This is a genomic window from uncultured Rossellomorea sp. (genome assembly GCF_947488365.1).
In the GTDB taxonomy this organism is placed as follows: Bacteria; Bacillota; Bacilli; order Bacillales; family Bacillaceae_B; genus Rossellomorea.
The window spans coordinates 672,422-694,909 of sequence record NZ_CANKZT010000001.1; the positions used below are offsets into that span (position 1 = coordinate 672,422).

Below are 22,488 nucleotides of genomic sequence, written 5' to 3' on the forward strand. Positions count from 1 at the left end.
TATGTAAAAAAATCAATATTCTGACAGAAAAGCGGAGGGGCTTTGCCCAGAGGCGACAAGCATAAGACGAACCTGTCAGAAAGGCGTTCTTTGCCTTTTTGGCAGGTTTGGCTTATGACCTCGAGCCTCTAAGCCCCGGAGCTGGACAATCGAAAAGCGGAGGGGCTTTGCTGGCCCCCATCAGAAGAATCCGGACGAAATTTCAATAATTCCAGCCGTTTTGATGAAAAATCCGGCCGAAACCTTTAGGAATCCAGCCATTCCAGGTAATAATCCGGCCGATTTACGCAATAATCCAGCCGTTTTACAAAAAAAACCAATCTAAACACAACCCCAGGCACAAAAAAAGAACGGCCCCCTAAAGGACCGTTCCCCCATTACATTTCGTCTTCAATTTCAGCTTCAAACTTTTGATTTTCAAATTGAACGCCTACGATATGAACATTCACTTCGTCTGCTTCAAGAGCAGTCATGTTCAACAGGGCTTGACGAATGTTATCCTGAATTTTCTGGGCAACCGTCGGAATCGCTACGCCGAATTTCATGATGCAGTAGACATCCACGATGATTCCTTCCTCAGCCAGCTCCACTTTTACACCTTTACCGTGGTTTTTCTTTCCGAGACGCTCGACGACACCTGTCGCAAAGTTCCCACGCATTTGTGATACGCCTTCAACTTCTGAAGCGGCGATACCTGCAATTACTTCAATCACTTCAGGTGCGATTTCAATCTTCCCAAGACCGTCTTTACCGTGAGACATTTGTAAAAGGTTTTGATTTTCCGCCATTTAAGGCACCTCCTGAATTCACACTAGGATTTCATTACTTCATATTTCTCTAAGAATTTCGTATTAAATTCTCCACCAACAAAGGTTTCATGTTCTAATAGTTTCAGATGGAACGGAATGGTTGTGTGTATACCTTCAACGACAAATTCACTTAGAGCGCGTTTCATTCTTGAAATGGCCTCTTCACGTGTCGCTCCATAGGTAATCACTTTGGCAATCATACTATCGTAATATGGAGGGATCATATATCCAGGATATGCGGCTGAGTCGATTCTTACGCCAATCCCGCCTGGTGGAAGATACATTTCAATCCGGCCCGCTGAAGGCATGAAATTCTTCTCTGGATTCTCTGCATTAATACGGCATTCAATGGCCCAACCAGTGAACGTTACTTCTTCTTGTGTAAGAGAAAGCTTTTCTCCTGATGCCACGAGAATCTGCTCTTTGATCAAATCAACTCCTGTTACCTGTTCTGTTACAGGGTGCTCTACTTGAATACGGGTATTCATTTCCATAAAGTAGAATGTTTGATTAACGTAATCATAGATAAATTCTACCGTGCCGGCACCAGTATAATCAACCGCTTTGGCTGCTTTTACTGCCGCTTCCCCCATTTTAACACGAATTTCTTCTGTTAAAGCAGGTGACGGTGTTTCTTCGATCAGTTTTTGAAGGCGGCGCTGAATCGTACAGTCACGTTCTCCAAGATGGATCACGTTTCCGAAATTATCAGCCAGCACCTGGATTTCCACATGCCTGAAGTCTTCAATGAATTTTTCAATGTAAACACCAGGGTTACCGAATGCAGTCATGGCTTCTTGCTGAGTGATCGTTACTCCTTTAACAAGCTCTTCCTGGCTTTTCGCAACACGGATCCCTTTCCCACCGCCACCAGCAGTAGCTTTAATGATAACGGGATATCCCATGGATTCCGCAAGCTGTACAGCATCTTCTGCATCTTTCACGATCCCTTTTGAGCCGGGTACAATGGGAACACCCGCTTCCCTCATGGTTTCACGAGCCACGTCTTTTGTACCCATCTTCGAGATCGCTTCTGGTGAAGGACCAATGAAGATGATGTTGCAATCGCGGCATAGGTCTGCAAAGTCAGAGTTCTCGGCTAAAAATCCGTAACCTGGGTGAATGGCATCACAATCTGTCAGTTTTGCCACGCTAATGATGTTTGTAAAGTTTAGGTAGCTGTCTTTCGATGCAGTCGGCCCAATACAATACGCTTCATCTGCTAATTGAACATGAAGGGCTTCTTTATCTGCTTCAGAATAAACGGCTACACTTTCGATGCCTAAATCTCGGCATGCACGAATAATACGTACCGCAATTTCTCCTCGATTGGCGATTAATACCTTTTTTATCATATCTATTTCCGCTCCTTATTCAGGTTTGACCAAGAATAACGGCTGTCCATATTCAACTAATTGACCGTCTTTTACTAAGATTTCAGTAATTTCACCTTTTACTTCCGCTTCAATCTCATTAAATAGTTTCATCGCTTCTACGATACATACGACAGAACTTTCATCGACTTTATCCCCCACCTTAACATATGGACCTGCTTCTGGAGAGGAAGATTGATAGAACGTCCCTACCATAGGAGACGTGATTTTATGTAGGTTTGAATCTTCTTTTGCTTGTGGAGCTTCTTTTTCTTCTGTATTTACAGAAGGAGCTGCCTCCTGTACAGGTGCAGGAGCCTGTTGTACCGCTTGAGCTGCAGGTTTCACTTCTTCCACTGCTTGAGTAACTTGCGGCTTCGCAGCTACTGTAACACCATTGCTCTTTTTAAGTTTTATTTTCGAACCCTCATGTTCGTATGTAAACTCATCAACACTAGAATGACTTACAAGTTTGATTATTTCACGAATTTCTTGAATTTTTAACACGGTTGACACCCCTCTTATAGTTTAAAAAATTATGACTAGCTACTAATATCATACGATAATACCTCGTATAAATTCAATATGTGATTCCTACCATTCTGTAAAGCGCATACAACTCTACTCTCTATTCTAGACCTTTTTGGGAAAAAAATAAAATAATAGCAAGGATTTTTTATTTCTCTGTTAAAACGAGTGAATATTTATAAGGTTTGAAGCCAAATGGGGGCAGATAGAGCGGACCTTCCAAGCCTTTTGGACTTCCTTTTTCAAAAAAAATGAGCATGGGACAAAACTAAAATGCCACGATGTAAAGCCGAACAATAGAAGTGTAGGTTCTTAATACCGCTAATGATTTCCGTGCAAGACTACGCTTTCCGCGGGTAGCCCGTGAGCCTCCTCGGCAAGCCTGCGGGTAGAAAAGCGGAGGGGCTTCGCTCAGAGGCGGTTGGCATAAGGCGGAGCGGCCTTGAAGGCGTTCTTTGCCTTCATGGACGATCTGCCTTATGACATTTGCCTCTAAGCCCTATAGCTGGACAAGTCTCACATAAGCTACTTTTCCCGCAGGAGTCTTCGTCTTGCACTCCAATCAACCGCTGGAAACAGCTAAAATCAAATGTATCGAAATAAATAATAAACCCGAACAAATCTGCTTCCTAGAAGGTAGATTTGTTCGGGTTTCACTTAGACTAAAACACTTTTGTCCCAGCCTCTTTATTTTACTTTAATTTGTTGGCTGGAACTCTACTGCTACTGGCTTCATCTGGCCCACTTCACTCATCACGAGGCGGATGATCTCATTCGCATCGGCTGTTGAGTGCTCTTTGTCGGACTTCACTGTAATACGGATGTTTTCCCCATTAGCTCTGACTAAGGCATCTTCGTAACCCATTGTTTTGATCATCGTCTCCAACACGGATTCTGTCATGGCTAACTCTCTCAAGTTTTCCATTTCTTCATAGGCTGCACTCTTTTCTTCTGCTGATACATCGGCGTTGGCTACTTTTGCTTCTAATTCTTCACGAAGCTGTTCGCGCTGGTCCAATACTTCAATTCTTAAAGCTTCGAACATTTCATTTCCAGCAGCGTCCGTTACGACTTCCATGTCAGACATGGTTTCTTTACCCTCTTCCTTCGCTTGTTCTTTTCCGTCTTTTTCTTCATAAGCCATATCTGTCACTTGCTGCGTTGGAGAAGTAATGTAGTATACTGATAGCACGATCACAAGACTCAACATCGTTAATAACCAAACCGTTTGTTTTTTAAGTAACATCTATCATTTCCCCCTTATTTTTTGGGCAGGACCGATACCCGGTGACTTGGTACGTCTAATCCACGGGTAACAGCCTCTATGATCCATTTTTTGATTTGTATATTATCGGCGCCTTTTGCTACAACTAGGACACCGCTGACTTTAGGTTTTTTAGTTTCTTTCACAATGGGAACTTCTTTATCTCCATTCCTGATGATGACCATTTCTTCCTCTTGTGATTTATCTTCTATCGATCGTTTTCCACCTTGCTTATCTTCTTCTGAGGTTGTTTGTGACTGTGTGGATTCATTCTTTTCATATACTTTTGACTCTGTTGCCTCTACATTGACAACAACATGTACTTCACTCACCCCGACAATCTGATCCAGGGCTTCTTTTAATTGGTTTTCGTATTGATCTTCGTACCCCCTCATGGAGCCATCCGATTCCTTTTGGTTGGAGCCGAATGTCGCTACCTCTTCCGGTGCTTCTTCGTCTACTGATTTCGAGACCTCTAAGCTACTATCCCTGCTCCAAAGATCACTGATCAGCATGAAGGCGATACCTATTAACAGCACAATGAGAAAGTATTGAAATTTATTCCCTTTTTTTTCCTTTGGTGGTGAATTGGTATTTTCCTTTGATAGCCATTCCTTCAATGCGTTAAGCGGACCTTTATTAAAGTTCATTTGCTTCCCCAGTCCCCCCTTCAACTGTAATGATTATTTTGTCTGGTGTAAGATTCCATTGCTTGGCAAGTAAGGAGGCCATTTGGGACACACTCTCATCAGGCGTTTTCTTTCTCGTTTCATCTCCCGTATCGATCTCCACGTTTTGAACGGTTTCAATCGTGGTGTTTTCTTGTTTGTCTTTTACAACCACTGTCACTTCGGTGATACTATCTGGGATATTCTCTAAGTCGTCAGCTTTGACTACAACCTTCTCAATGACTTTACCGTGTTCATCCATCATCTCCTTTTCAGCTTGTTGTTTCATTTGGACAGCCATCTGTTCTAAAATATATGCACGTTGTGAGGCTTGTATTTCTTTTTTCTTCATTTCTATTAAATTTTCTACTGAATTATTCCGGGAATCTCCATTTATATCAATTGATTCGAGCACCGTATCAAAATCGGTGGCCATCAATTTAAACAATGGTGTCAGGATAATGGTGATCAACAATAAGCCCGTCACGATTTTTGCATACTTTTGCATGTTGGAGCTGGGAAGAAGCATGTCAATGACGGTTGCTAAGAGAACAAAGATTATAATATTTGTAATCCAATCGGTGAGAAATGACATGACGGTACTCCTTCCACTTTATCGCATCATCATCGTGATATTTCCTGCTGCAATGATGACAGTAAGACTTAAAAAGAACATAAAGGACACAATGGCGAGGGCCGCAAAGACATAAATCACACTTTTGGCAATGATATCGAGACATTCGATCACCGGGCCGCCACCGAGGGGTTGCAGGAGAGCCGCTGCTAATTTATAAATAAACGCAATCATGAGGATCTTGATTGCCGGAAAGGCCGCAATGATCAGAACAATGGCCACACCAGCGATTCCCACCGTGTTCTTTAAAAGAACGGAAGCGCTGATCACTGTATCCGTCGCATCCGTGAACATCCTTCCGATCACAGGGACAAAATTTCCTGTAACAAATTTCGCTGTTCGAATCGTAATCCCATCTGTCACCGCTGCCGTGGCTCCCTGTACGGATATAACACCAAGGAAAACGGTCATAAAGGCTCCTAACAACCCGATGCTCCATGTTCGCAATAACTGGGCCAGCTGCGTCACTTTATAATGAGTGGAAAGTGTACTTACGATACTTAATAACGCCGCCAGAAATAGCAGGGGGAGAACGACATTTTGGATCAACAAACCGCTTGTGTTCATTAAAAAGATAATCACAGGATGAAAAAATGCTGCGGATACAACTCCCCCGGAAGCTGCAATAAGGGCTAACATCAGGGGTATGAGGGCAATGATGAAGTGGATCATGGTGGAGATGGCATCCCGGGTGTAATCAATCGCCACGTGAAAACTATTAAGGGCGATGATGATCAGGACCATGAACACAATGCTGTATGCAACCTTGCTGACACTCCCTCCTTCAAATGCATTCTGCAGGGATTGAAGGAACATACTGAAAATCGTTAGCATAATCAGTGTTCCTAATAGCTTCCCATTCATCACAAGCTCCTGGAAAGCAAACTTGAATATCCCACTGAACCATGCTTTAAAAGAAAATTCTTTTTCTCCTTTTATAAAATCAACCAAACTGCCTTTTTGACTTTCAGGAAGGTAACCACCGTATTGGTCAACGATGCTATTCCAAAAGCCTTTTAATTCTTCAATTCCCAACTGATCTAACTGTTGATCGATCACTTGCTGCTGAATCGTCGAATCGGGAGGATTCTGTTCATCCCCTTCTTCTGCTTGTCCACTAGAGGCTCCAATGAAAAAGATTACGAGTACTATGACGAGTATTCGATATATTTGCAACAATTTTTTCCACCTCTTAACATTTCGCTTATCCAGTTGGGATCATGTTGATAATCGTTTCGATAATCACTGTTAAAATAGGTACCGCCATTGCTAAAATCAAGATTTTCCCTGCAAGCTCCACTTTCGCCGCAAGTGCCCCCTGTCCGGCATCTTTTGTTATGTGAGAAGCAAATTCCGCTATGTAGGCGATGCCGATAATTTTGAGAATGGTCTCTACATACACCATATTCACATTTGCATTCGCAGCAAGCTTCTCGATCATATGAATGATGGAGTAGATTTGATCGATCAGAAATAAAAAAATCGAACATCCAACAAACACAATAAGCAAAAAAGCAAAATTCGGTTTCTGCTCTTTCACGATCAAAGCCAGAAAGGTCGCAACCAGTGCTATACCAACAATTTGAATGATTTCAATCGCGCACGCCCCCTCTATCCTTGATATAAGAAGACAGATTTAATCTTCTGGAACAGGTCATCGACAATCGAGGCCACCATAAACAGAATATAAATGAATCCAAAGAGGGTAACCCACTGTGCATATTCCTTCTTCCCGACCTGATCTAAAATCGTATGCAAAAAGGCCACTACAATCCCCACCCCTGCGATTTTGAAAATAATATCTACATCAATTCCCATATTTGTTTCCCTCCTGGTTTCTATCAGCTGTTCTCGCAAGCGATCGGTAGCTACAATTGTTATGAAGCATCGTTAAAGCAATAGAATGATCAGTAATAAACCCGATAAAAAGCCTAAACTCTTTGTCATCTTTTCATATTTCCTCTGCTTTTCTATCGCCTCTGCTTCTTCTCTTTCCAGGTGTTTTAACGCTAACTGTATATGTTTCTGCTGTGTCATCATGTCGTGTTTGCCGAGGTTTTCTCCGAATTGTTTCAGGATTTCGTATTCACCTGTTTTAAAAGCGGTTAATTTCCAAATATCATTCAGGCTTTCTTCCCATGCTTTCTTCACTGAAATCTCCTGCTCCGTCAATTTCTTTGAAAACGTTTCAAAGAACCAAGAAACAGGTTTTTGCAGCTGCCTGGAGATCTTTCTCGATGCTTCATGCAAAGGGGTATGGCTGTAAGTGATTTCTGCTTCCAAGGACTGAAGGGCCACCTTCAATAACCGAAGCTGCCTCGGTCTTTCCGTTAAATATTTAGACGCTTCGAAACCAGCCCAGGAAGTAGAAAGCAGGATGAAAACAGCACCGATTAGTTTAATCATTTATGTCACACTCACTTTTTTCAGAAGAGATTGACCATGTTCATTCCACACTTCATGAACCTTACCAGGCTCATCCCCTCTCCTTAGTTCAACAAACCGCTCGATGGTTTGAAGATTCACAATGTCCTTGATAACGGGTCTCTTCGCTACTTCCCCAAATGTTGATCCATGAGTCGTCATCACAAGGGTAATACCGGCATTCACGGCTTCCTGGATAGCTTGACCATCTTCGATTCGTCCGATCTCATCCACAATCAGGACATCAGGACTCATGGAGCGGATCAGCATCATCATGCCTTCAGCTTTTGGACATGCATCCAACACATCCACCCTTGGCCCGAATAAAAGCTGAGGGATTCCATTTACACAGCCGGCAATTTCTGACCGTTCATCGACAATCCCAACTTTAAACGGGGGGATCTTTTTTTCCGGGACGCCCGTCGATATCATACGTGCAAGGTCTCTGAGTAATGTGGTTTTCCCTGTTTGAGGAGAGCCGATAATCATCGTATGCTTCCAGCCATTATCATAAACATATGGAAAAAATGATTGAGCTATGCCAAGCTTTTGCCTCGCGATCCGGATGTTAAAGGAAGAAAGATTCCGAATACCTTTCACCACACCACCTTCTAGAATAACCTTGCCGGCAAGGCCGACTCGATGTCCGCCTTCAATCGTGATATAGCCTCTCTTCAGTTCCTCTTCCAATGTATAAAATGAATGCCGGGATAGTTTGTTAATGAGTTGTTCGCTATCTTCCTCGGTAACGGTATAAGAAAGAAAATATGGCTTCCCCCTGGCCGTGACCTCCAACACGCGGTTGGTACGAACTCTAATTTCTTCAATTCGGTCAATAAGATCTTGTGGAAGGCTCAGGACTTTGTCAGAAATAGTGCTGGGTAGTAAGGCTAGAACTTCTTGCATATTAAGTACCTCCTAATCTTGTTCCACTTCGGAATATAGGACGACATAAATGAATTCTTCGTACATGCTTCCCGATAATACAATGTATTCTAGTAAAAAAAGATTATGACAGTAGAGTTGGAAGATATGAGGTGTGGATTGGGAGTTTTTGTTTGGAGAGTTGTAGATGAAGGAGAATGCGGATTCGTAAATTTCCAAAATTTGCTGAATGGCAGATAAACCAAAACGGAGGCGGCTAACACACTCCCCTGCCACTAACAAAAAAAATAAAAAAAGCCCAAACGAGAAAAATCTCGCTCAGGCTTTTTACTCAATCATCCACGTGATACGTAAGATCCGTCAGTTGTATTAATGATCAATGTGTCTCCCTCGTTGACGAAGAACGGTACGTTAACCACCAATCCTGTTTCTACTGTAGCAGGTTTTGAACCCCCGGAAGCTGTGTCGCCTTTGATGCCCGGTTCTGTTTCAGTTACTTTCAATTCAACTGAGTTAGGAAGTTCAACTCCAAGAGTTTCTCCTCCGTACATCATGATGGACACTTCCATGTTTTCTTTCAGGTATTTCAATTCATATTCGATGGAAGAAGCAGGAAGTTCAATTTGATCGTAGCTTTCGTTGTCCATAAATACATGCATGTCACCATTAGCATATAGGTATTGCATTTTACGGTTATCAATTTGAGCTTTTCCTACTTTTTCACCCGCACGGAATGTTTTTTCCTGGATGGCACCAGTGCGCAGGTTACGAAGTTTAGAGCGAACGAATGCTGCTCCTTTACCCGGTTTAACGTGTTGGAAATCAATTACTCGCCAAATCCCGTTGTCGACTTCAATTGTTAAACCTGTTCGAAAATCATTTACTGAAATCATGTTTATTTCCTCCTATTGTCAAGTAGACCTGTGTCGGGACTACAATGGTAGAATGATTAGATCTTTTGTAGAGTGTGTCAGTGTTTCATTGGAATCTTCTGTTATGAGTGTATCATCTTCAATTCGAACACCGCCAATACCTGGAACATAGACTCCTGGTTCAACCGTTACGATCATTCCAGGCTCCAGTACCACATCAGAACGGGAGGACAATCCTGGTCCTTCATGAACTTCAAGGCCGATTCCGTGACCCAGTGAATGTCCGAAATACTCACCATACCCTTTTTCTGTTATGTAATCACGTGCAATCGCATCCGCTTCTTTACCTGTCATACCAGGCTTGATTTTTTCCATGGCAAGAAGCTGTGATTGAAGAACAACATCATAGATCTCTTTCAGTTTCTCACTTGGTTCTCCTACAGATAAGGTACGTGTCATATCAGAGCAATATCCTTTATAGTATGCTCCATAATCCAACGTTACAAAATCACCTTTTTCAATGACTTTATCACTGGCCACCCCATGAGGAAGTGCAGAGCGATTACCTGAAGCAACGATGATGTCAAAAGATGATGAAGTTGCGCCTGCTTTTCTCATGAAGAATTCTAATTCATTGGAAACCTCTAACTCTGTCACACCCGGTTTGATAAAATCTAATATATGCTTAAATGCTGCATCGGCGATATCCGCCGCATCCTTAATTATCTTAAGCTCTTCAGGTGTCTTAATCAAGCGTAACTTTTCTACCAGCCCTGATACCGGTACAAGTTCTGCTTCCAGCACTTCACGATAGCTGTCATACGCACTGAATGTCATGTAGTTCTTCTCGAAGCCCAGTTTCTTGATCCCCAGGTTTTTCACTTGTTTGGCTACTTCCTCATGGATGGGTCCAGTATGCTGGACGATTTCAAAATCGGCAGCCTGCTCGGTTGCTTGCTCGATGTAGCGGAAATCTGTTATGAATAATGCTTTGTCTTTAGAAATCAGAGCAACACCTGATGAACCCGTAAAGTTTGTCATGTACCGACGGTTGTAGGTACTGGTAAGTAAAATCCCGTCAAGTTCGTTTTCTGAAAAAGTCTCTCTTAATCGTTCAATCTTCATTCAATTCCACTCCCTTAATGTTCTTTATGATCGCTTGTAAAGCCAATTCGTAACCAAACAGTCCAAAACCGACGATCTGGCCAACCGTTTCAGCTGCCACGACAGATTGATGTCTGAACGCTTCACGGGCATGGATATTAGATATATGCACTTCCACTACCGGTACTGATACCGAAGCCACTGCATCTCTTATCGCATAGCTGTAATGCGTGAAAGCACCGGGATTCAGGATGATTCCCCCATACCCTTCATCCTCTGCCCTGTGTATGTAATCAATCAGTTCCCCTTCATGGTTCGATTGAGCTGAAAAGAGTTGAAACCCTTCACCTTCTGCTTGTTTCGAAAGCTTTTCCTCAAGTTGTGGCAGGGTGACATGTCCATAAATATCGGGTTCACGTTTCCCGAGCCTATTTAAGTTAGGACCATTTAAAAGCAAGATTTTATTCATATGTAAACTCCTAAAAAAATAGAATGTTCATCATGAACATTCTAACATAAACCTTTTACCTATACCTACATAATTGTCTGATAATAAGGATTTGTTAATGTGAAACTTCACCTGATTTTTCTTTCTGATCTTGATGTCTCAACTCGTTTTCTTCATAGGAAATGGAGTAGCCAATAAATACACCATATAAAATATACAAGCAGAAGGTTGTGATCAGGGTGTGATAATCAATGGATGTAAAGGATTGAATGCTCGGAAAGAGTGGGTTGAGCAGTAAAAAGAAAGCCAGGTATAACGCTGCACCATAAGCAACTCCAACCCACATGGACTTGAATTTCCTCAATAAACCATAATAGATAAGGGCCACTCCAATAGAAATCACTCCGTAAGCCAATATAGAAAGAACGATTCCAATCCATTTGTCCACCCAGTCCCCAACCGCCCATGGCTCAAAAATGATATTAGGCTCAATTTTCGTAAAGGAAAAAAAGTAACAAAGGTAGGCAATTGCACTCCATAACATTCCACCAATAAAGCCCGTCACAACCACCATTCCCATGAATGAAAGTGGTTTTTCACCCTGATTTTGCTCTAATCGGGGATTCTCCTTGCTTTCTTCTGTTCCATCCTGAATCTTTTCATGTTGTCCTTTTTGTTCCGCCATCTTTAGCACCTCCATTCGTAGTATGTCCCATTGATTTAAACATTTGCATGCTTTGCATATTTTTCGTGTGTATGTTGGTATGGGTTCATAAACAGCGTAAGGGAAGGAAATATGTATAATGAATCGCTACCTCTAGTGCTTTGAATCATTTTTTAGTAAAATAGATATTATCTTTCCAAGTTTCAGAAAATAAGTACAACATGAATCACATAAAAACGATAATAAATACGATTAAAGAGCAAGGAAATTGTCTAGAATAATAGTATAGATATTATTTAAAGATGGATTGTATTGTAAGGAGGTGGCTTTGTTGAACGCTCGTAATATCTTTGTTTCCACATTAATATTGTTAGCTATAGTAGGGCTCGTAACTTCCCTATTCGGAAATCCTTTAGGGCTTGCAAAACAATTACTGGTAACAGCAGCCGTCATCGGGATTATCTACTTTATATACCGAAGATGGTTCAGCGGGAGGCGGGCTGGTAATAGTAATGAACAGAGAGCGTTTGTTAAAGCAGCCAAGCAATCGAAGAAGCGTCATAAGAAGAAGTCTTCAAGTAGGCCTCAACAAGTATCAAACGCCCAAAAGAAACGTTCGATACGCAAGAAATCCAATGCCAATCTGACTGTAATTGAAGGAAAGAAGAATAAGAAAAACAATCGAGCCTCGTTTTAGGAGCTCGATTGTTTTATTAATATGTCCATTTTTGCAGAAATGCTTCAGCTTTTGATTTTCCGTACCGGATGAGCTCTGTTTTCCTTTCCGGGGTTAACTCGAATTCGGTTGTGAGCACTCCTTCAGTAGGAATAAAGATGATGTTTTTTTCATGTTTTCTGGAAATGTATCTGGAATCATGTGCATCTTTCATCGTAGTAAAGAGGGCTTCATACATATCAATCGCATTCTTGATTTGTTTTTTCGGCTTTCCGACTAGATCGTGACTTAACTTCACCCCTATTACCGGCCTCACCTTTTTCACATTTTCCCGATCGAACAGCCACATTGGAAAATTACTGAGCACCCCACCATCCACCATAAAACTTATTCCTTCTAAAGATCGTAACTTTACAGGTTCGAAAAAATAAGGAAGACTCGCACTCATTCGTATCGCCCTTGCAACAGGAAAGGTTTCTTTAGCTATTCCATACTTCTCAAGGTCGTCAGGGAGAACTAATAATCTGCCGTTCGATAGATCTGAAGCGATCACCCGGAGTGAATGGGGAGGTAAATCGGCGAACGTATAGATCCCTCTAGCCTTCAGCTTTTCTTCCACCCAGTTTTCAAGCGCCACTCCTTTATACAAACCTAAACGATGGTAAACCCGAAACCATTTTATAATAGGAAAGGAGATGATCTCGTTTGAGTCCAGCAATTTATTAAAATCTATATCATCCATGATTTTCAAAAGCTCCCTGCTCGAATAACCTGCAGCAATAAATGCTGCAATCACTGCTCCTGCACTCGTTCCTGCGAGCCTCTTAAATCTGTAGCCCTTCTCCTCTAATGCTTGATATGCCCCAATCAAGGCGAGCCCCTTGATGCCTCCGCCTGAAAAAACGCCATCGATGTCCACAGGCTCCACTCCTTCTTTTTCTCTTACTACATCTTTAATTCACAAAGAAGGATTTTAGACTAAAAAAATAGGAGGGGAACCAGTCCCCTCCTATCTATCTTTATTATTATAAACCGCACTTCAGTTGAGCACCGCAGTTGGTACAAGTATTGCAGCCGCCCATATCTTTTACCGTTCCTTTACGGCAGACAGGACACGTATTTCCAACTTCAGAACCAATGGTAACGTCTGTTGAACGCACGTCTTGAATCGTATCGAGTAACACGATCGGCTTTTTAGTTGTAGGAATCTCTTTTTGTTCTGCTTCATGCTCGTCATCAAAGCTGTTTTCTTCTGCTTTGAGGGTAAGAACTTGCGAATCACGGCTTCCATCAACGTACACCGTACCGCCTTTTGCTCCACCTTTATAAAGACGCTCATACACTTTTTCTACTTGCTCAACCGTATAACCACGAGGGGCATTAACGGTTTTCGAAATGGAGCTGTCAATCCAATTCTGGATGACACATTGAACATCAGCATGTGCTTGTGGCGCCAGGCTCATGGAAGATACAAACCATTCTGGAAGATTGTCAGCATCTGCTTCCGGATTTCTCTTTAAGTAATCCTCTACAATATCCGCTTTTACTTCAATAAACTTACCAAGACGGCCGCTTCTGTAATATGTGAAGGAGAAGTATGGCTCGAGACCTGTAGATACACCAACCATCGTACCTGTTGAACCTGTTGGAGCAACGGTTAACAGATGAGAGTTTCGAATCCCGTAGTGTTGAATGTCATCCCGTACATCCTCAGGCATTTTCTTCATGAAACCTGTTTCCACAAACGCTTTTCGTAAAGCCTTCGTTTCTTCGTCGGTACTTCCAGTAAGGAATGGGAAGCTTCCCTTTTCCTTGGATAATTCAACGGATGCACGATAAGCGGTTGTTGCGATGGCTTCGAACACCTCATCAACCAGCTGGTTACCTTCTTCTGAACCGTATTCTTTTTCACAATAGATCAACAAGTCTGCAAGCCCCATAACCCCAAGGCCAACACGTCGCTCACCAAGGGCCTGCTTTTTGTTTTCATCCAGGAAGTACGGAGTCGCATCAATGACATTATCCTGCATGCGAACACCCACTTCAACGGTACGCTTCAACTTTTCGAAATCAACGGTTTTCGTCTCTTTATTGGCAAACTGAGCCAGATTCACGGCTGCCAGATTACACACTGAATAAGGAGCAAGAGGCTGTTCACCACATGGGTTGGTAGCAACTACCTTTTGACCATAAGCTTTCGCATTCGTCATATCATTCGCGTTATCAATAAAGAAGATTCCAGGCTCAGCTGAATACGTTGCACAAACATTGATAAGATTCCAAAGCTCTTTCGCTTTGATCTTACGGTAGGTACGGACTTTGTATCCAAGCTTTTCCCACTCTCGGACGTCACCGACATTGTGCCATTCTTCATTGTAGTATTTCATTTGCTCTTCATTGTAACTTTCAACATCCGGGAAGCGGAGTTCATACTCACGATCGTTTTCCACAGCTTCCATAAAGTCGCTTGTTAAACAAACAGAAATATTGGCACCTGTCAGAAACTCTGAATTATGGACGCTATATGTTCCGCCTGTACGCAGCTTTTCTTCTGCATTCTTAAGGATCTTCGCATCAAACCCACCATACCCGGGGATTTGTCTATAGTTCAGGATTCCTTGATACATCGCTTCCTCTTGTTCCGTCAGAGGGGTGAATTTCAATTTATCCTGTGCCGCTTTTTTAATGGTTTCATCTTCTGTATTCTCAAGGAGATAACGCAGAATACGCGGGTTTTGCATTTTAGAAATGATGAATTCGATAATATCGGGATGCCAATCTGATAACATGATCATTTGTGCCCCGCGTCTTGAACCGCCCTGCTCAACCAAATGAGTCAATTTGGCGATGTCATCCAGCCAGGAAACCGAACCGGAGGATTTACCGTTCACACCTTTTGCAAGGGTATTGCGCGGACGAAGCGTCGATCCATTCGTTCCTACTCCCCCGCCTCGGCTCATGATCTCCATTACCTGCTTGCGATGTTCTGAAATCCCTTCACGTGAATCCTGTACGAAAGGCATCACGTAACAGTTAAAGTACGTAACATCCGTTCCGGCACCCGCTCCATAAAGCACTCGACCAGCAGGAACAAAATGCAGGTTCACCAATTCATGATAGAACTTCTCAAACCAAACTTGTCTCTTTTCAGGAGTTTCTTCCACTTCTGCTAAGCCTGTTGCGTTACGCTTTGCAATTTGTTCGTAGTAGACTTCGAGAGGTTTTTCAATTACATCCAGTGTTCTAGAAACGATACCCGTTTCCATTTCTTCAGGTTTGTCTATGGCACTTCTGTACTCTTCTTCGATCCAAACATCTGCTTTCTTCGTTTCCCAATCGATGCTTGTGATGTAACCTAACCCTCTTGCAGGGAATTTAGGATCTTCTTTGATGGTGAGGACTACAAAGTCTCCTTCAGAAAGGGTGATTTTTTCCGTGTCTTTGAAAGAATAACGATCAATCATGACAAGACGGGATACACCTTTGTGTGTAGTATTCATATCCGGTGTAATGGGATGTACTTGAGGAAATAATCCGATATCCTGATTTAATCTTTCGATGTTTAATTTCATTGTGTTTTTCGACGCAACAGTCATAAAGACAACTCCTTCTATCTCAAATCTTTCATTTGTTTGTTATTTACTTTGATGTGTAATATCAAATAATACGATATCATAGCTCTATTAGAAAAGCAATAAATAAACACAACATATAGTGTGCAAAAAATTATTCGACACACCATATATTGTGTTTCGGGTCAATAGGTCATTTGTTTGTCAAACGGATAATAAGCCAATAAAAATAGAAAACAGGAGGAAACAATAGAAAATCATATAATACTCCGACCATTTCTATTAATTTAGAACTTGATATAAATCCAAGTCGCGTAATAGTTGGTAAAATAGGAAAAAAGCGACAAGCATCGCTTTTTTTCTACAAAAAAATTTTATCGTTTAAAATTCCAATCATCTGATTCGTACCGGGTTTCGGCAAGGTCCACAACATATTGTGTTTCCTCTTCAGAAAGTTCATATGGTTCCAGGTGGATATTCAGTCCTTCTTCAAAACCTTTTTTGAACGCTTCCTTGGCCATGTCCATGGTGACCGTTTCAGAACTGATTTCGTTCATCGCAACGGCCTTGTTTTTAAAAGCTCGCTGCATACGCTCTTTTACCCTGTCAGATGGATAATTAAACAGACTAAACAATTTATCTTCGTCAAGATCCAGGAGGATAGAGCCGTGCTGGAGGATGACGCCCTTTTGACGCGTCTGGGCACTGCCTGCCACTTTCCTTCCTTCTACCACCAGTTCATACCAGCTGGGTGCATCAAAACAAACAGCTGAACGTGGATTTTTTAATCCTTCCCTCTCTTCTGCTGTTTTCGGAACAGCAAAGTAGGCTTCAAGGCCCAGGCCCTGAAATCCCTTTAGAATTCCTTCCGAGATGACACGATACGCTTCCGTTACTGTTTTAGGCATTTCAGGATGATCTTCTGAAACAATGACGCTGTACGTCAATTCATGTTCATGCAGAACCCCCCTGCCTCCAGTCGGTCTTCTGACGAATCCGAGTCCGTGCTCCTTAACGGCTTCAAGATTGATTTCCTTTTCTACCTTTTGGAAGTAGCCAATCGATAGTGTCGCGGGATCCCAACCGTAAAAACGAATCGTCGGAGGAATCTTCCCTTCACTATGCCAATCGAGTAGCGCCTCATCAAGGGCCATATTATAAGAAGGGGAACAATTCCCTGAGTCAATGAATCTCCATGTTTCCTTTTTCATGCATCATACCTCATTTACGTCTTCTCTTTGATATTTTATTATGTAATCCTTCAACTTCATTCAAGTCCGTTACTAGTCTATCAAATCCAATCGAAAAAACAAAGAAAAACAGATTGGAAAGTGTTTGCTATAAAATAATAAATTTGTTTTGATTCTCGGAGCTTTCATGAATATAATAGAAGATAGCGCATTTGTAGAAAGGAGCATGAATGATGGAAGGATTATATATTCTTTTAGTCGTACTTGGTGGAATCATTGTTTATTCACTCTTTACGTTCTTCTATCAAAAGAGAATTGTGAATACATTGACTGAAGAAGAATTTCGAGCAGGATATCGTAAAGCTCAATTGATAGATGTTCGTGAAGCGAATGAATTTGAAAACGGTCACGTACTTGGCGCACGAAATATCCCCCTATCTCAAATAAAAATGAGACAAAAGGAAATCCGTGCCGATCAACCCGTTTACCTTTATTGCCAAAGCGGACTCCGCAGCGGACGAGCAGCTCAAATGCTTCACCGCAAAGGATACCGAGATCTTCACCAATTGCAGGGCGGCTTTAAAAAGTGGACAGGTAAAGTAAAACATAAAAAATAATGTGAAAGGATTGCCTTAGAGGCAATCCTTTTTTTGATCGGTGGGAGTAGTCGGATGGATTGCGTTGATGGATCTAGTGGTAGTATGTAGAATCCCATCAACAAATGGGATTATTTGTAATTCGGCTGGATTTTTGCTGAAAACTGCTGGATTCCTGTTCATTTCGGCTGGATTATCAACCAAAACGGCTGGATTCCTGTTCATTTCTGCCGGATTATCGACCAAATCGGCTGGATTCCCTTTCACTTTGGCTGGATTATCGACCACCACGACCGAATTCCGCGCCTATTTTGCTGAGTGATCCACCATATCTGCTTAATTACTTGTCTTACTATGCTAATAGTCCCTTTAAACGGCCAAATCACGTCTTTTTCACTTGAATTACAGGAGATAACACCACAATCACCTCCGCCCCATTTCTCTTTCAATGAAGGTCCGTCCCTCAGAAAATCCCCGCAGCGAACCGCTGCGGGGATTTCCAGTTTTACATCTTTTAGCTTTCTTTTGTATAACGCAGTATTGGTTTTCTTGCTGCGAGAGTTTCGTCCATACGTTTGACGATGGTCGTATGAGGTGCTTCTTGGACGATTTCCGGTGTTTCTTCTGCTTCTTTAGCAATTTGGATCATTGCATCTATAAAGGAATCTAGGGTTTCTTTCGATTCTGTTTCCGTTGGTTCAATCATCATGCATTCTTCCACATTTAATGGGAAGTAAATCGTAGGCGGATGATATCCGAAGTCGAGTAGTCGCTTCGCAATATCCAATGTACGGACGCCAAGCTTCTTCTGACGTTTTCCACTGATGACAAATTCATGCTTACAATGACGATCGTATGGAAGGTCGAAGTGAGGAGCCAGTCTGCGCATCATGTAATTTGCATTCAGGACTGCGTTTTCTGTAACGGCTCTCAGTCCGTCCGGCCCCATCGTTCTGATGTACGTATAGGCACGAACGTTGATACCAAAGTTCCCATAGTATGGTTTTACACGGCCAATTGAATCAGGACGGTTGTAATCGAATTCGAACTTTTCGCCATTTTTCACCAGGACCGGTTTTGGAAGGTATTTAATCAAGTCTTCCTTCACTCCGACAGGACCGCTTCCAGGACCACCGCCTCCGTGAGGGCCCGTAAACGTCTTATGAAGATTTAAATGCACGACATCAAATCCCATGTCCCCAGGTCTGGCTTTTGATAATACTGCATTTAGATTGGCACCATCATAATACAGCTTACCGCCTGCTTCATGAATGATTGCAGCCATTTCCAGAATGTTTTCTTCAAATAAACCAAGAGTGTTCGGATTGGTCAGCATCAGGGCTGCAGTATCATCTCCTACTACACGCTTCAGATCTTCCAAATCAACTAATCCATTCTCGTTTGATTTAACCGTTACTGTTTCGAAACCTGCTACAGTGGCACTGGCAGGGTTCGTTCCATGAGCTGAATCCGGTACGATGACCTTCGTACGGTGAGTGTCACCATTTGCTTCATGGTAAGCACGGATCATCATAAGACCGGTCCACTCTCCATGAGCTCCTGCTGCAGGCTGCAGGGTCACCTCATCCATACCTGTGATCTCTTTCAAATGCTCTTGAAGATCATACATAAGTTCAAGCGCGCCTTGAACACTTTCTGCTTCTTGTAGCGGATTGATATGGGCAAATCCATTCAGTCGTGCAACGTTTTCATTCACCTTTGGATTGTACTTCATCGTACAGGACCCTAAAGGATAAAAACCGGAATCCACACCATGATTACGTTTTGATAATGCTGTATAATGACGCATGATATCCAGTTCAGATACCTCTGGAAGCTCTGGTTCTTCCGAACGGATATAATCTGATGGAATGAGATCCGATAATTCCACCTGTGGTACATCTAATTCAGGTAAGCTATAGCCGACACGGCCTTCTTTAGATAATTCAAAAATAAGAGGTTGATCTTGCTTATTCATGACAATCCCCCAGTTCTGCTACGAATGCGTCGATTTCTTCTTTGCTGCGAAGTTCAGTAACAGCCACCAGCATGTGCTGTGCCAAGCTGTCATCCACTAGTCCAAGATCGTATCCACCAATCATTTCTTTTCCTAGAAGCTTTTGATTGATTTCTTTGACAGGCATATTTACCTTAACGACAAACTCATTGAATGTTGGACCTTCAAATGCAATGGAGAATCCTTTTGCTTTAAAGGCTTCTTTTGCATAATGTGTTTTTTGGATATTTTGAAGTGCCATCTCTTTGACGCCCTGTTTTCCAAGTGCTGTCATGGCCACAGATGCTGCGAGTGCATTTAATGCCTGGTTTGAACAAATATTCGACGTTGCTTTATCACGACGGATATGCTGCTCACGCGCTTGAAGAGTCAGAACGAATCCACGGATTCCATCTTCATCAACGGTTTGACCAACAAGACGGCCCGGTACTTTACGCATAAGCTTCTTGTTCACGGCAAAGTATCCACAGTGAGGTCCACCAAAGGCACTTGGAATGCCAAATGGCTGTGCATCACCAATGACGATATCTGCACCTAATTGTCCAGGAGGTGTAAGTGCACCTAGTGCAAGTGGGTTTGAGGAAACCACGAACATCGCTTTTTCAGCATGAGTCACTTCTTCGATCGCTTTTAGTTCTTCCACCCGGCCGAAGAAGTTAGGATATTGAACGATTACCGCTGCAATTTCATTGCTCATTAATTTCTTAAGTTCTTCCACGTCCGTTACACCATTATTGTGCGGGATTTCCACCACTTCGATATATTGACCTTTTGCATAAGATCGTAAAACATCACGTGATTCCGGATGTACGGTACTTGAAACCAATACCTTTTTACGGCGGGTCTGACCTGCGCTCAGCATAGCTGCTTCTGCTAGTGCCGTTCCTCCATCGTACATGGAAGAATTGGCTACATCCATGCCAGTCAGCTCACAAATCATCGTTTGAAATTCAAAGATAGCTTGAAGTTCCCCTTGTGAGATTTCCGGCTGGTAAGGAGTATAGGCAGTATAGAACTCTGAACGTGATAATACATGATCCACGATGATTGGCATGTAGTGGTCGTATACTCCTGCCCCTAAAAAGGACGTGTGACTTTTCAAGTCAGCATTCTTCGCTGCCAATTTGGTCAGTTCTTTTACCAATTCCGTTTCTGACTTCGCTTCTTTGATTTTGTAATCCCCTTTGAAACGAACCTTCTCAGGAATATCTTCAAATAGATCGTTAACGCTGTCTACTCCTATGCTGTCTAACATTTCCCTTTGATCTTGCTCTGTCATCGGTAAATAACGATGCTTCATGACCGTCATTCCTCCCCTATTTCTTTGGTCTTTTATAGAATGGTGTCGATACCACTTTGGCTTTTAACTTTTTCCCTCTGATTTCAACCAGTACTTCTGTATCTAAAGAAGTAAACTCTTTATCAAGTAATGCTAATCCTACATTTTTCTTTAATGTCGGTGATTGCGTACCGGTTGTGACTTCCCCTATTTCTTCTTCACCGGAATATACTTTATAGCCATGACGGGGAATTCCGCGATCGATCATTTCAATCCCGACGATTTTTCTTGAAGCCCCTTCTTCCTTTTGCTGTTTCAGCACTTCCTGACCGATAAATGGAACCTCTTTATTCACCTTTACGGCGAATCCGATCCCCGCTTCGATCGGCGTGATGGATTGAGATAATTCTTGTCCGTAAAGTGCAAGATTGGCTTCAAAACGCAATGTATCACGTGCACCTAGTCCGCATGGTAGCACCCCATGGTCCTTTCCTGCTTCCAGGATAGCTTTCCAGATCGCAGCCGCATCACCAGCATCACAGTAGATCTCAAATCCGTCTTCCCCTGTGTAACCGGTACGTGAAACAAGTGCAAGTCTATCATCAATATTCACTTCGGTTTGGAATTTAAAAAATCCGATATCGCTTAGTGAATGTTCGTTTGTAAGTAATTGTAAAACTTGTTCGGCAAGTGGACCTTGAAGTGCCAATTGCGCCATATGTTCAGAGATGTTATTGATTTCTACGCCATCTACTTCATGTTCTTTCAACCACTGAAAATCTTTATCTATATTTGCTGCATTAACAACGAGCAAATAATCATTATCTTTTATTTTATAAACTAATAAGTCATCGACCGTCCCACCGTTTTCGTAGCACATAGCCGTATACTGAGCCCCTCCGTCTTTTACTTTGGAGACATCGTTTGTCATCATTTTTTGTAAGTAGTCAAGAGCCCCTTCACCCTTCACTTCAATTTCTCCCATATGAGAAACGTCGAATAGTCCAGCCCGGGATCGTACCGCTTCATGTTCTTCTTTAATACTTGAGAATTGCACTGGTAAAGCCCAGCCACCGAAGTCGATGGTCTTTCCTCCATACTCTTTGTACACTTCGTATAAAGGTGTTTGTTTTAACTCTGACATGACTTTTCCCCCTTTATCTTCCTTACATGCATAATCCTTAACCAAGTTTTATCCCATGAAAAAAGGACAGAAAAACCCCTTTTCATAAAGAAGTTTTCTCTGTCCTTGCACCTGAAAGTTTACCGAAGAACGGCTTTCCCCTTTGGTGGTTTCCGTTAAGGAAACACTCTCCAGAGTTGCGTCCAACAAGAGTCTTTTTGCCTGAGAGATTCACACTTAAAAGTGCTTGCTCCTTCGGCGCTGTATGCACAGTCTCTCCCCTTGTTATCATTCGCCAATATTCCTTGAAACATTTGGTCATACTAGAAATATACAGAAGAAATGTTGTAAATGTGAATGTT

Annotated in this window: 24 protein-coding genes and 1 riboswitch; of the genes, 3 read left to right on the forward strand and 21 right to left on the reverse strand. The window is 42.3% G+C overall.

Going from position 1 to position 22,488, the window contains the following annotated elements:
- Positions 1 to 377: 377 nt before the first annotated feature.
- The 15 genes from Q1B03_RS03625 to Q1B03_RS03695 form a co-directional block, all read right to left on the reverse strand.
- Complete coding sequence (locus Q1B03_RS03625) at positions 378 to 788, reverse strand: Asp23/Gls24 family envelope stress response protein (protein ID WP_034758025.1); 411 nt, start codon at positions 786 to 788, stop codon at positions 378 to 380.
- Positions 789 to 811: 23 nt separating this feature from the next.
- On the reverse strand, positions 812 to 2,164 hold the full coding sequence (gene accC, locus Q1B03_RS03630; RefSeq protein WP_299738302.1) for an acetyl-CoA carboxylase biotin carboxylase subunit: 1,353 nt from the start codon (positions 2,162 to 2,164) through the stop codon (positions 812 to 814).
- Positions 2,165 to 2,179: 15 nt separating this feature from the next.
- On the reverse strand, positions 2,180 to 2,689 hold the full coding sequence (accB, locus tag Q1B03_RS03635; protein WP_299738304.1) for an acetyl-CoA carboxylase biotin carboxyl carrier protein: 510 nt from the start codon (positions 2,687 to 2,689) through the stop codon (positions 2,180 to 2,182).
- A gap of 718 nt (positions 2,690 to 3,407) precedes the next feature.
- Positions 3,408 to 3,956: a SpoIIIAH-like family protein gene (locus Q1B03_RS03640; RefSeq protein WP_299738306.1), complete on the reverse strand. Its 549-nt coding sequence runs from the start codon at positions 3,954 to 3,956 to the stop codon at positions 3,408 to 3,410.
- Between the two features lie 14 nt (positions 3,957 to 3,970).
- Positions 3,971 to 4,624, reverse strand: coding sequence for a stage III sporulation protein AG (spoIIIAG, locus tag Q1B03_RS03645; protein WP_299738308.1), 654 nt, complete (start codon positions 4,622 to 4,624; stop codon positions 3,971 to 3,973).
- The gene (spoIIIAF, locus tag Q1B03_RS03650; protein ID WP_299738310.1) at positions 4,614 to 5,237 is read right to left on the reverse strand and encodes a stage III sporulation protein AF; all 624 of its coding nucleotides are present in this window, start codon (positions 5,235 to 5,237) and stop codon (positions 4,614 to 4,616) included. Before spoIIIAF ends, spoIIIAG begins: the two co-directional genes overlap by 11 nt.
- Before the next feature lie 18 nt (positions 5,238 to 5,255).
- Positions 5,256 to 6,455: a stage III sporulation protein AE gene (gene spoIIIAE, locus Q1B03_RS03655; RefSeq protein ID WP_299738312.1), complete on the reverse strand. Its 1,200-nt coding sequence runs from the start codon at positions 6,453 to 6,455 to the stop codon at positions 5,256 to 5,258.
- A 25-nt stretch (positions 6,456 to 6,480) separates the two neighbouring features.
- Positions 6,481 to 6,873, reverse strand: a complete 393-nt coding sequence (gene spoIIIAD / locus Q1B03_RS03660; RefSeq protein WP_172655798.1) for a stage III sporulation protein AD — start codon at positions 6,871 to 6,873, stop codon at positions 6,481 to 6,483.
- 14 nt (positions 6,874 to 6,887) lie between these two features.
- Complete coding sequence (gene spoIIIAC / locus Q1B03_RS03665) at positions 6,888 to 7,094, reverse strand: stage III sporulation protein AC (RefSeq protein ID WP_034758004.1); 207 nt, start codon at positions 7,092 to 7,094, stop codon at positions 6,888 to 6,890.
- Between the two features lie 72 nt (positions 7,095 to 7,166).
- Positions 7,167 to 7,682 carry a stage III sporulation protein SpoIIIAB gene (gene spoIIIAB, locus Q1B03_RS03670; RefSeq protein WP_299738323.1) on the reverse strand — a complete coding sequence of 172 codons (516 nt, stop codon included), beginning with the start codon at positions 7,680 to 7,682 and terminating at the stop codon, positions 7,167 to 7,169.
- A complete protein-coding gene (gene spoIIIAA, locus Q1B03_RS03675) occupies positions 7,683 to 8,606 on the reverse strand; it encodes a stage III sporulation protein AA (RefSeq protein WP_299738324.1) in 924 nt (307 codons plus the stop codon).
- A gap of 314 nt (positions 8,607 to 8,920) precedes the next feature.
- The gene (gene efp / locus Q1B03_RS03680) at positions 8,921 to 9,478 is read right to left on the reverse strand and encodes an elongation factor P (RefSeq protein ID WP_034757996.1); all 558 of its coding nucleotides are present in this window, start codon (positions 9,476 to 9,478) and stop codon (positions 8,921 to 8,923) included.
- A 39-nt stretch (positions 9,479 to 9,517) separates the two neighbouring features.
- Positions 9,518 to 10,582 carry a Xaa-Pro peptidase family protein gene (locus tag Q1B03_RS03685; RefSeq protein WP_299738329.1) on the reverse strand — a complete coding sequence of 355 codons (1,065 nt, stop codon included), beginning with the start codon at positions 10,580 to 10,582 and terminating at the stop codon, positions 9,518 to 9,520.
- Positions 10,572 to 11,030 carry a type II 3-dehydroquinate dehydratase gene (aroQ, locus tag Q1B03_RS03690; protein ID WP_299738331.1) on the reverse strand — a complete coding sequence of 153 codons (459 nt, stop codon included), beginning with the start codon at positions 11,028 to 11,030 and terminating at the stop codon, positions 10,572 to 10,574. The genes Q1B03_RS03685 and aroQ overlap by 11 nt, the downstream gene beginning before the upstream one ends.
- Before the next feature lie 94 nt (positions 11,031 to 11,124).
- Complete coding sequence (locus Q1B03_RS03695; protein WP_299738333.1) at positions 11,125 to 11,694, reverse strand: YqhR family membrane protein; 570 nt, start codon at positions 11,692 to 11,694, stop codon at positions 11,125 to 11,127.
- 310 nt (positions 11,695 to 12,004) lie between these two features.
- Between Q1B03_RS03695 and Q1B03_RS03700 the strand changes: the two genes are divergently transcribed.
- A complete protein-coding gene (locus Q1B03_RS03700; protein WP_299738335.1) occupies positions 12,005 to 12,370 on the forward strand; it encodes an SA1362 family protein in 366 nt (121 codons plus the stop codon).
- A gap of 16 nt (positions 12,371 to 12,386) precedes the next feature.
- On the opposite strand, the gene Q1B03_RS03705 is transcribed toward Q1B03_RS03700, so the two are convergent.
- From Q1B03_RS03705 to Q1B03_RS03715, 3 genes are all read right to left on the reverse strand, one after another.
- A complete protein-coding gene (locus tag Q1B03_RS03705) occupies positions 12,387 to 13,268 on the reverse strand; it encodes a patatin-like phospholipase family protein (protein WP_299738338.1) in 882 nt (293 codons plus the stop codon).
- A 106-nt stretch (positions 13,269 to 13,374) separates the two neighbouring features.
- A complete protein-coding gene (locus Q1B03_RS03710; protein ID WP_299738340.1) occupies positions 13,375 to 15,945 on the reverse strand; it encodes a vitamin B12-dependent ribonucleotide reductase in 2,571 nt (856 codons plus the stop codon).
- Positions 15,946 to 16,295: 350 nt separating this feature from the next.
- Positions 16,296 to 17,132, reverse strand: a complete 837-nt coding sequence (locus tag Q1B03_RS03715; RefSeq protein WP_299738342.1) for a biotin/lipoate A/B protein ligase family protein — start codon at positions 17,130 to 17,132, stop codon at positions 16,296 to 16,298.
- A gap of 212 nt (positions 17,133 to 17,344) precedes the next feature.
- Between Q1B03_RS03715 and Q1B03_RS03720 the strand changes: the two genes are divergently transcribed.
- Together Q1B03_RS03720 and Q1B03_RS03725 are read left to right on the forward strand one after the other, a co-directional pair.
- A complete protein-coding gene (locus Q1B03_RS03720; protein ID WP_044340028.1) occupies positions 17,345 to 17,728 on the forward strand; it encodes a rhodanese-like domain-containing protein in 384 nt (127 codons plus the stop codon).
- A gap of 64 nt (positions 17,729 to 17,792) precedes the next feature.
- Complete coding sequence (locus Q1B03_RS03725; protein ID WP_299738344.1) at positions 17,793 to 18,029, forward strand: hypothetical protein; 237 nt, start codon at positions 17,793 to 17,795, stop codon at positions 18,027 to 18,029.
- Between the two features lie 192 nt (positions 18,030 to 18,221).
- Here the strand turns inward: Q1B03_RS03725 and gcvPB are convergent, their stop codons facing one another.
- The 3 genes from gcvPB to gcvT are packed head-to-tail and all read right to left on the reverse strand — an operon-like array spanning position 18,222 to position 22,147.
- Positions 18,222 to 19,685: an aminomethyl-transferring glycine dehydrogenase subunit GcvPB gene (gcvPB, locus tag Q1B03_RS03730; RefSeq protein WP_299738345.1), complete on the reverse strand. Its 1,464-nt coding sequence runs from the start codon at positions 19,683 to 19,685 to the stop codon at positions 18,222 to 18,224.
- Positions 19,678 to 21,024, reverse strand: a complete 1,347-nt coding sequence (gene gcvPA / locus Q1B03_RS03735; RefSeq protein ID WP_299738346.1) for an aminomethyl-transferring glycine dehydrogenase subunit GcvPA — start codon at positions 21,022 to 21,024, stop codon at positions 19,678 to 19,680. The genes gcvPB and gcvPA overlap by 8 nt, the downstream gene beginning before the upstream one ends.
- Positions 21,025 to 21,040: 16 nt before the next feature.
- On the reverse strand, positions 21,041 to 22,147 hold the full coding sequence (gene gcvT, locus Q1B03_RS03740) for a glycine cleavage system aminomethyltransferase GcvT (protein ID WP_299738348.1): 1,107 nt from the start codon (positions 22,145 to 22,147) through the stop codon (positions 21,041 to 21,043).
- Between the two features lie 179 nt (positions 22,148 to 22,326).
- A riboswitch (glycine riboswitch) is annotated at positions 22,327 to 22,418 on the reverse strand.
- Between the last annotated feature and the right edge of the window lie 70 nt (positions 22,419 to 22,488).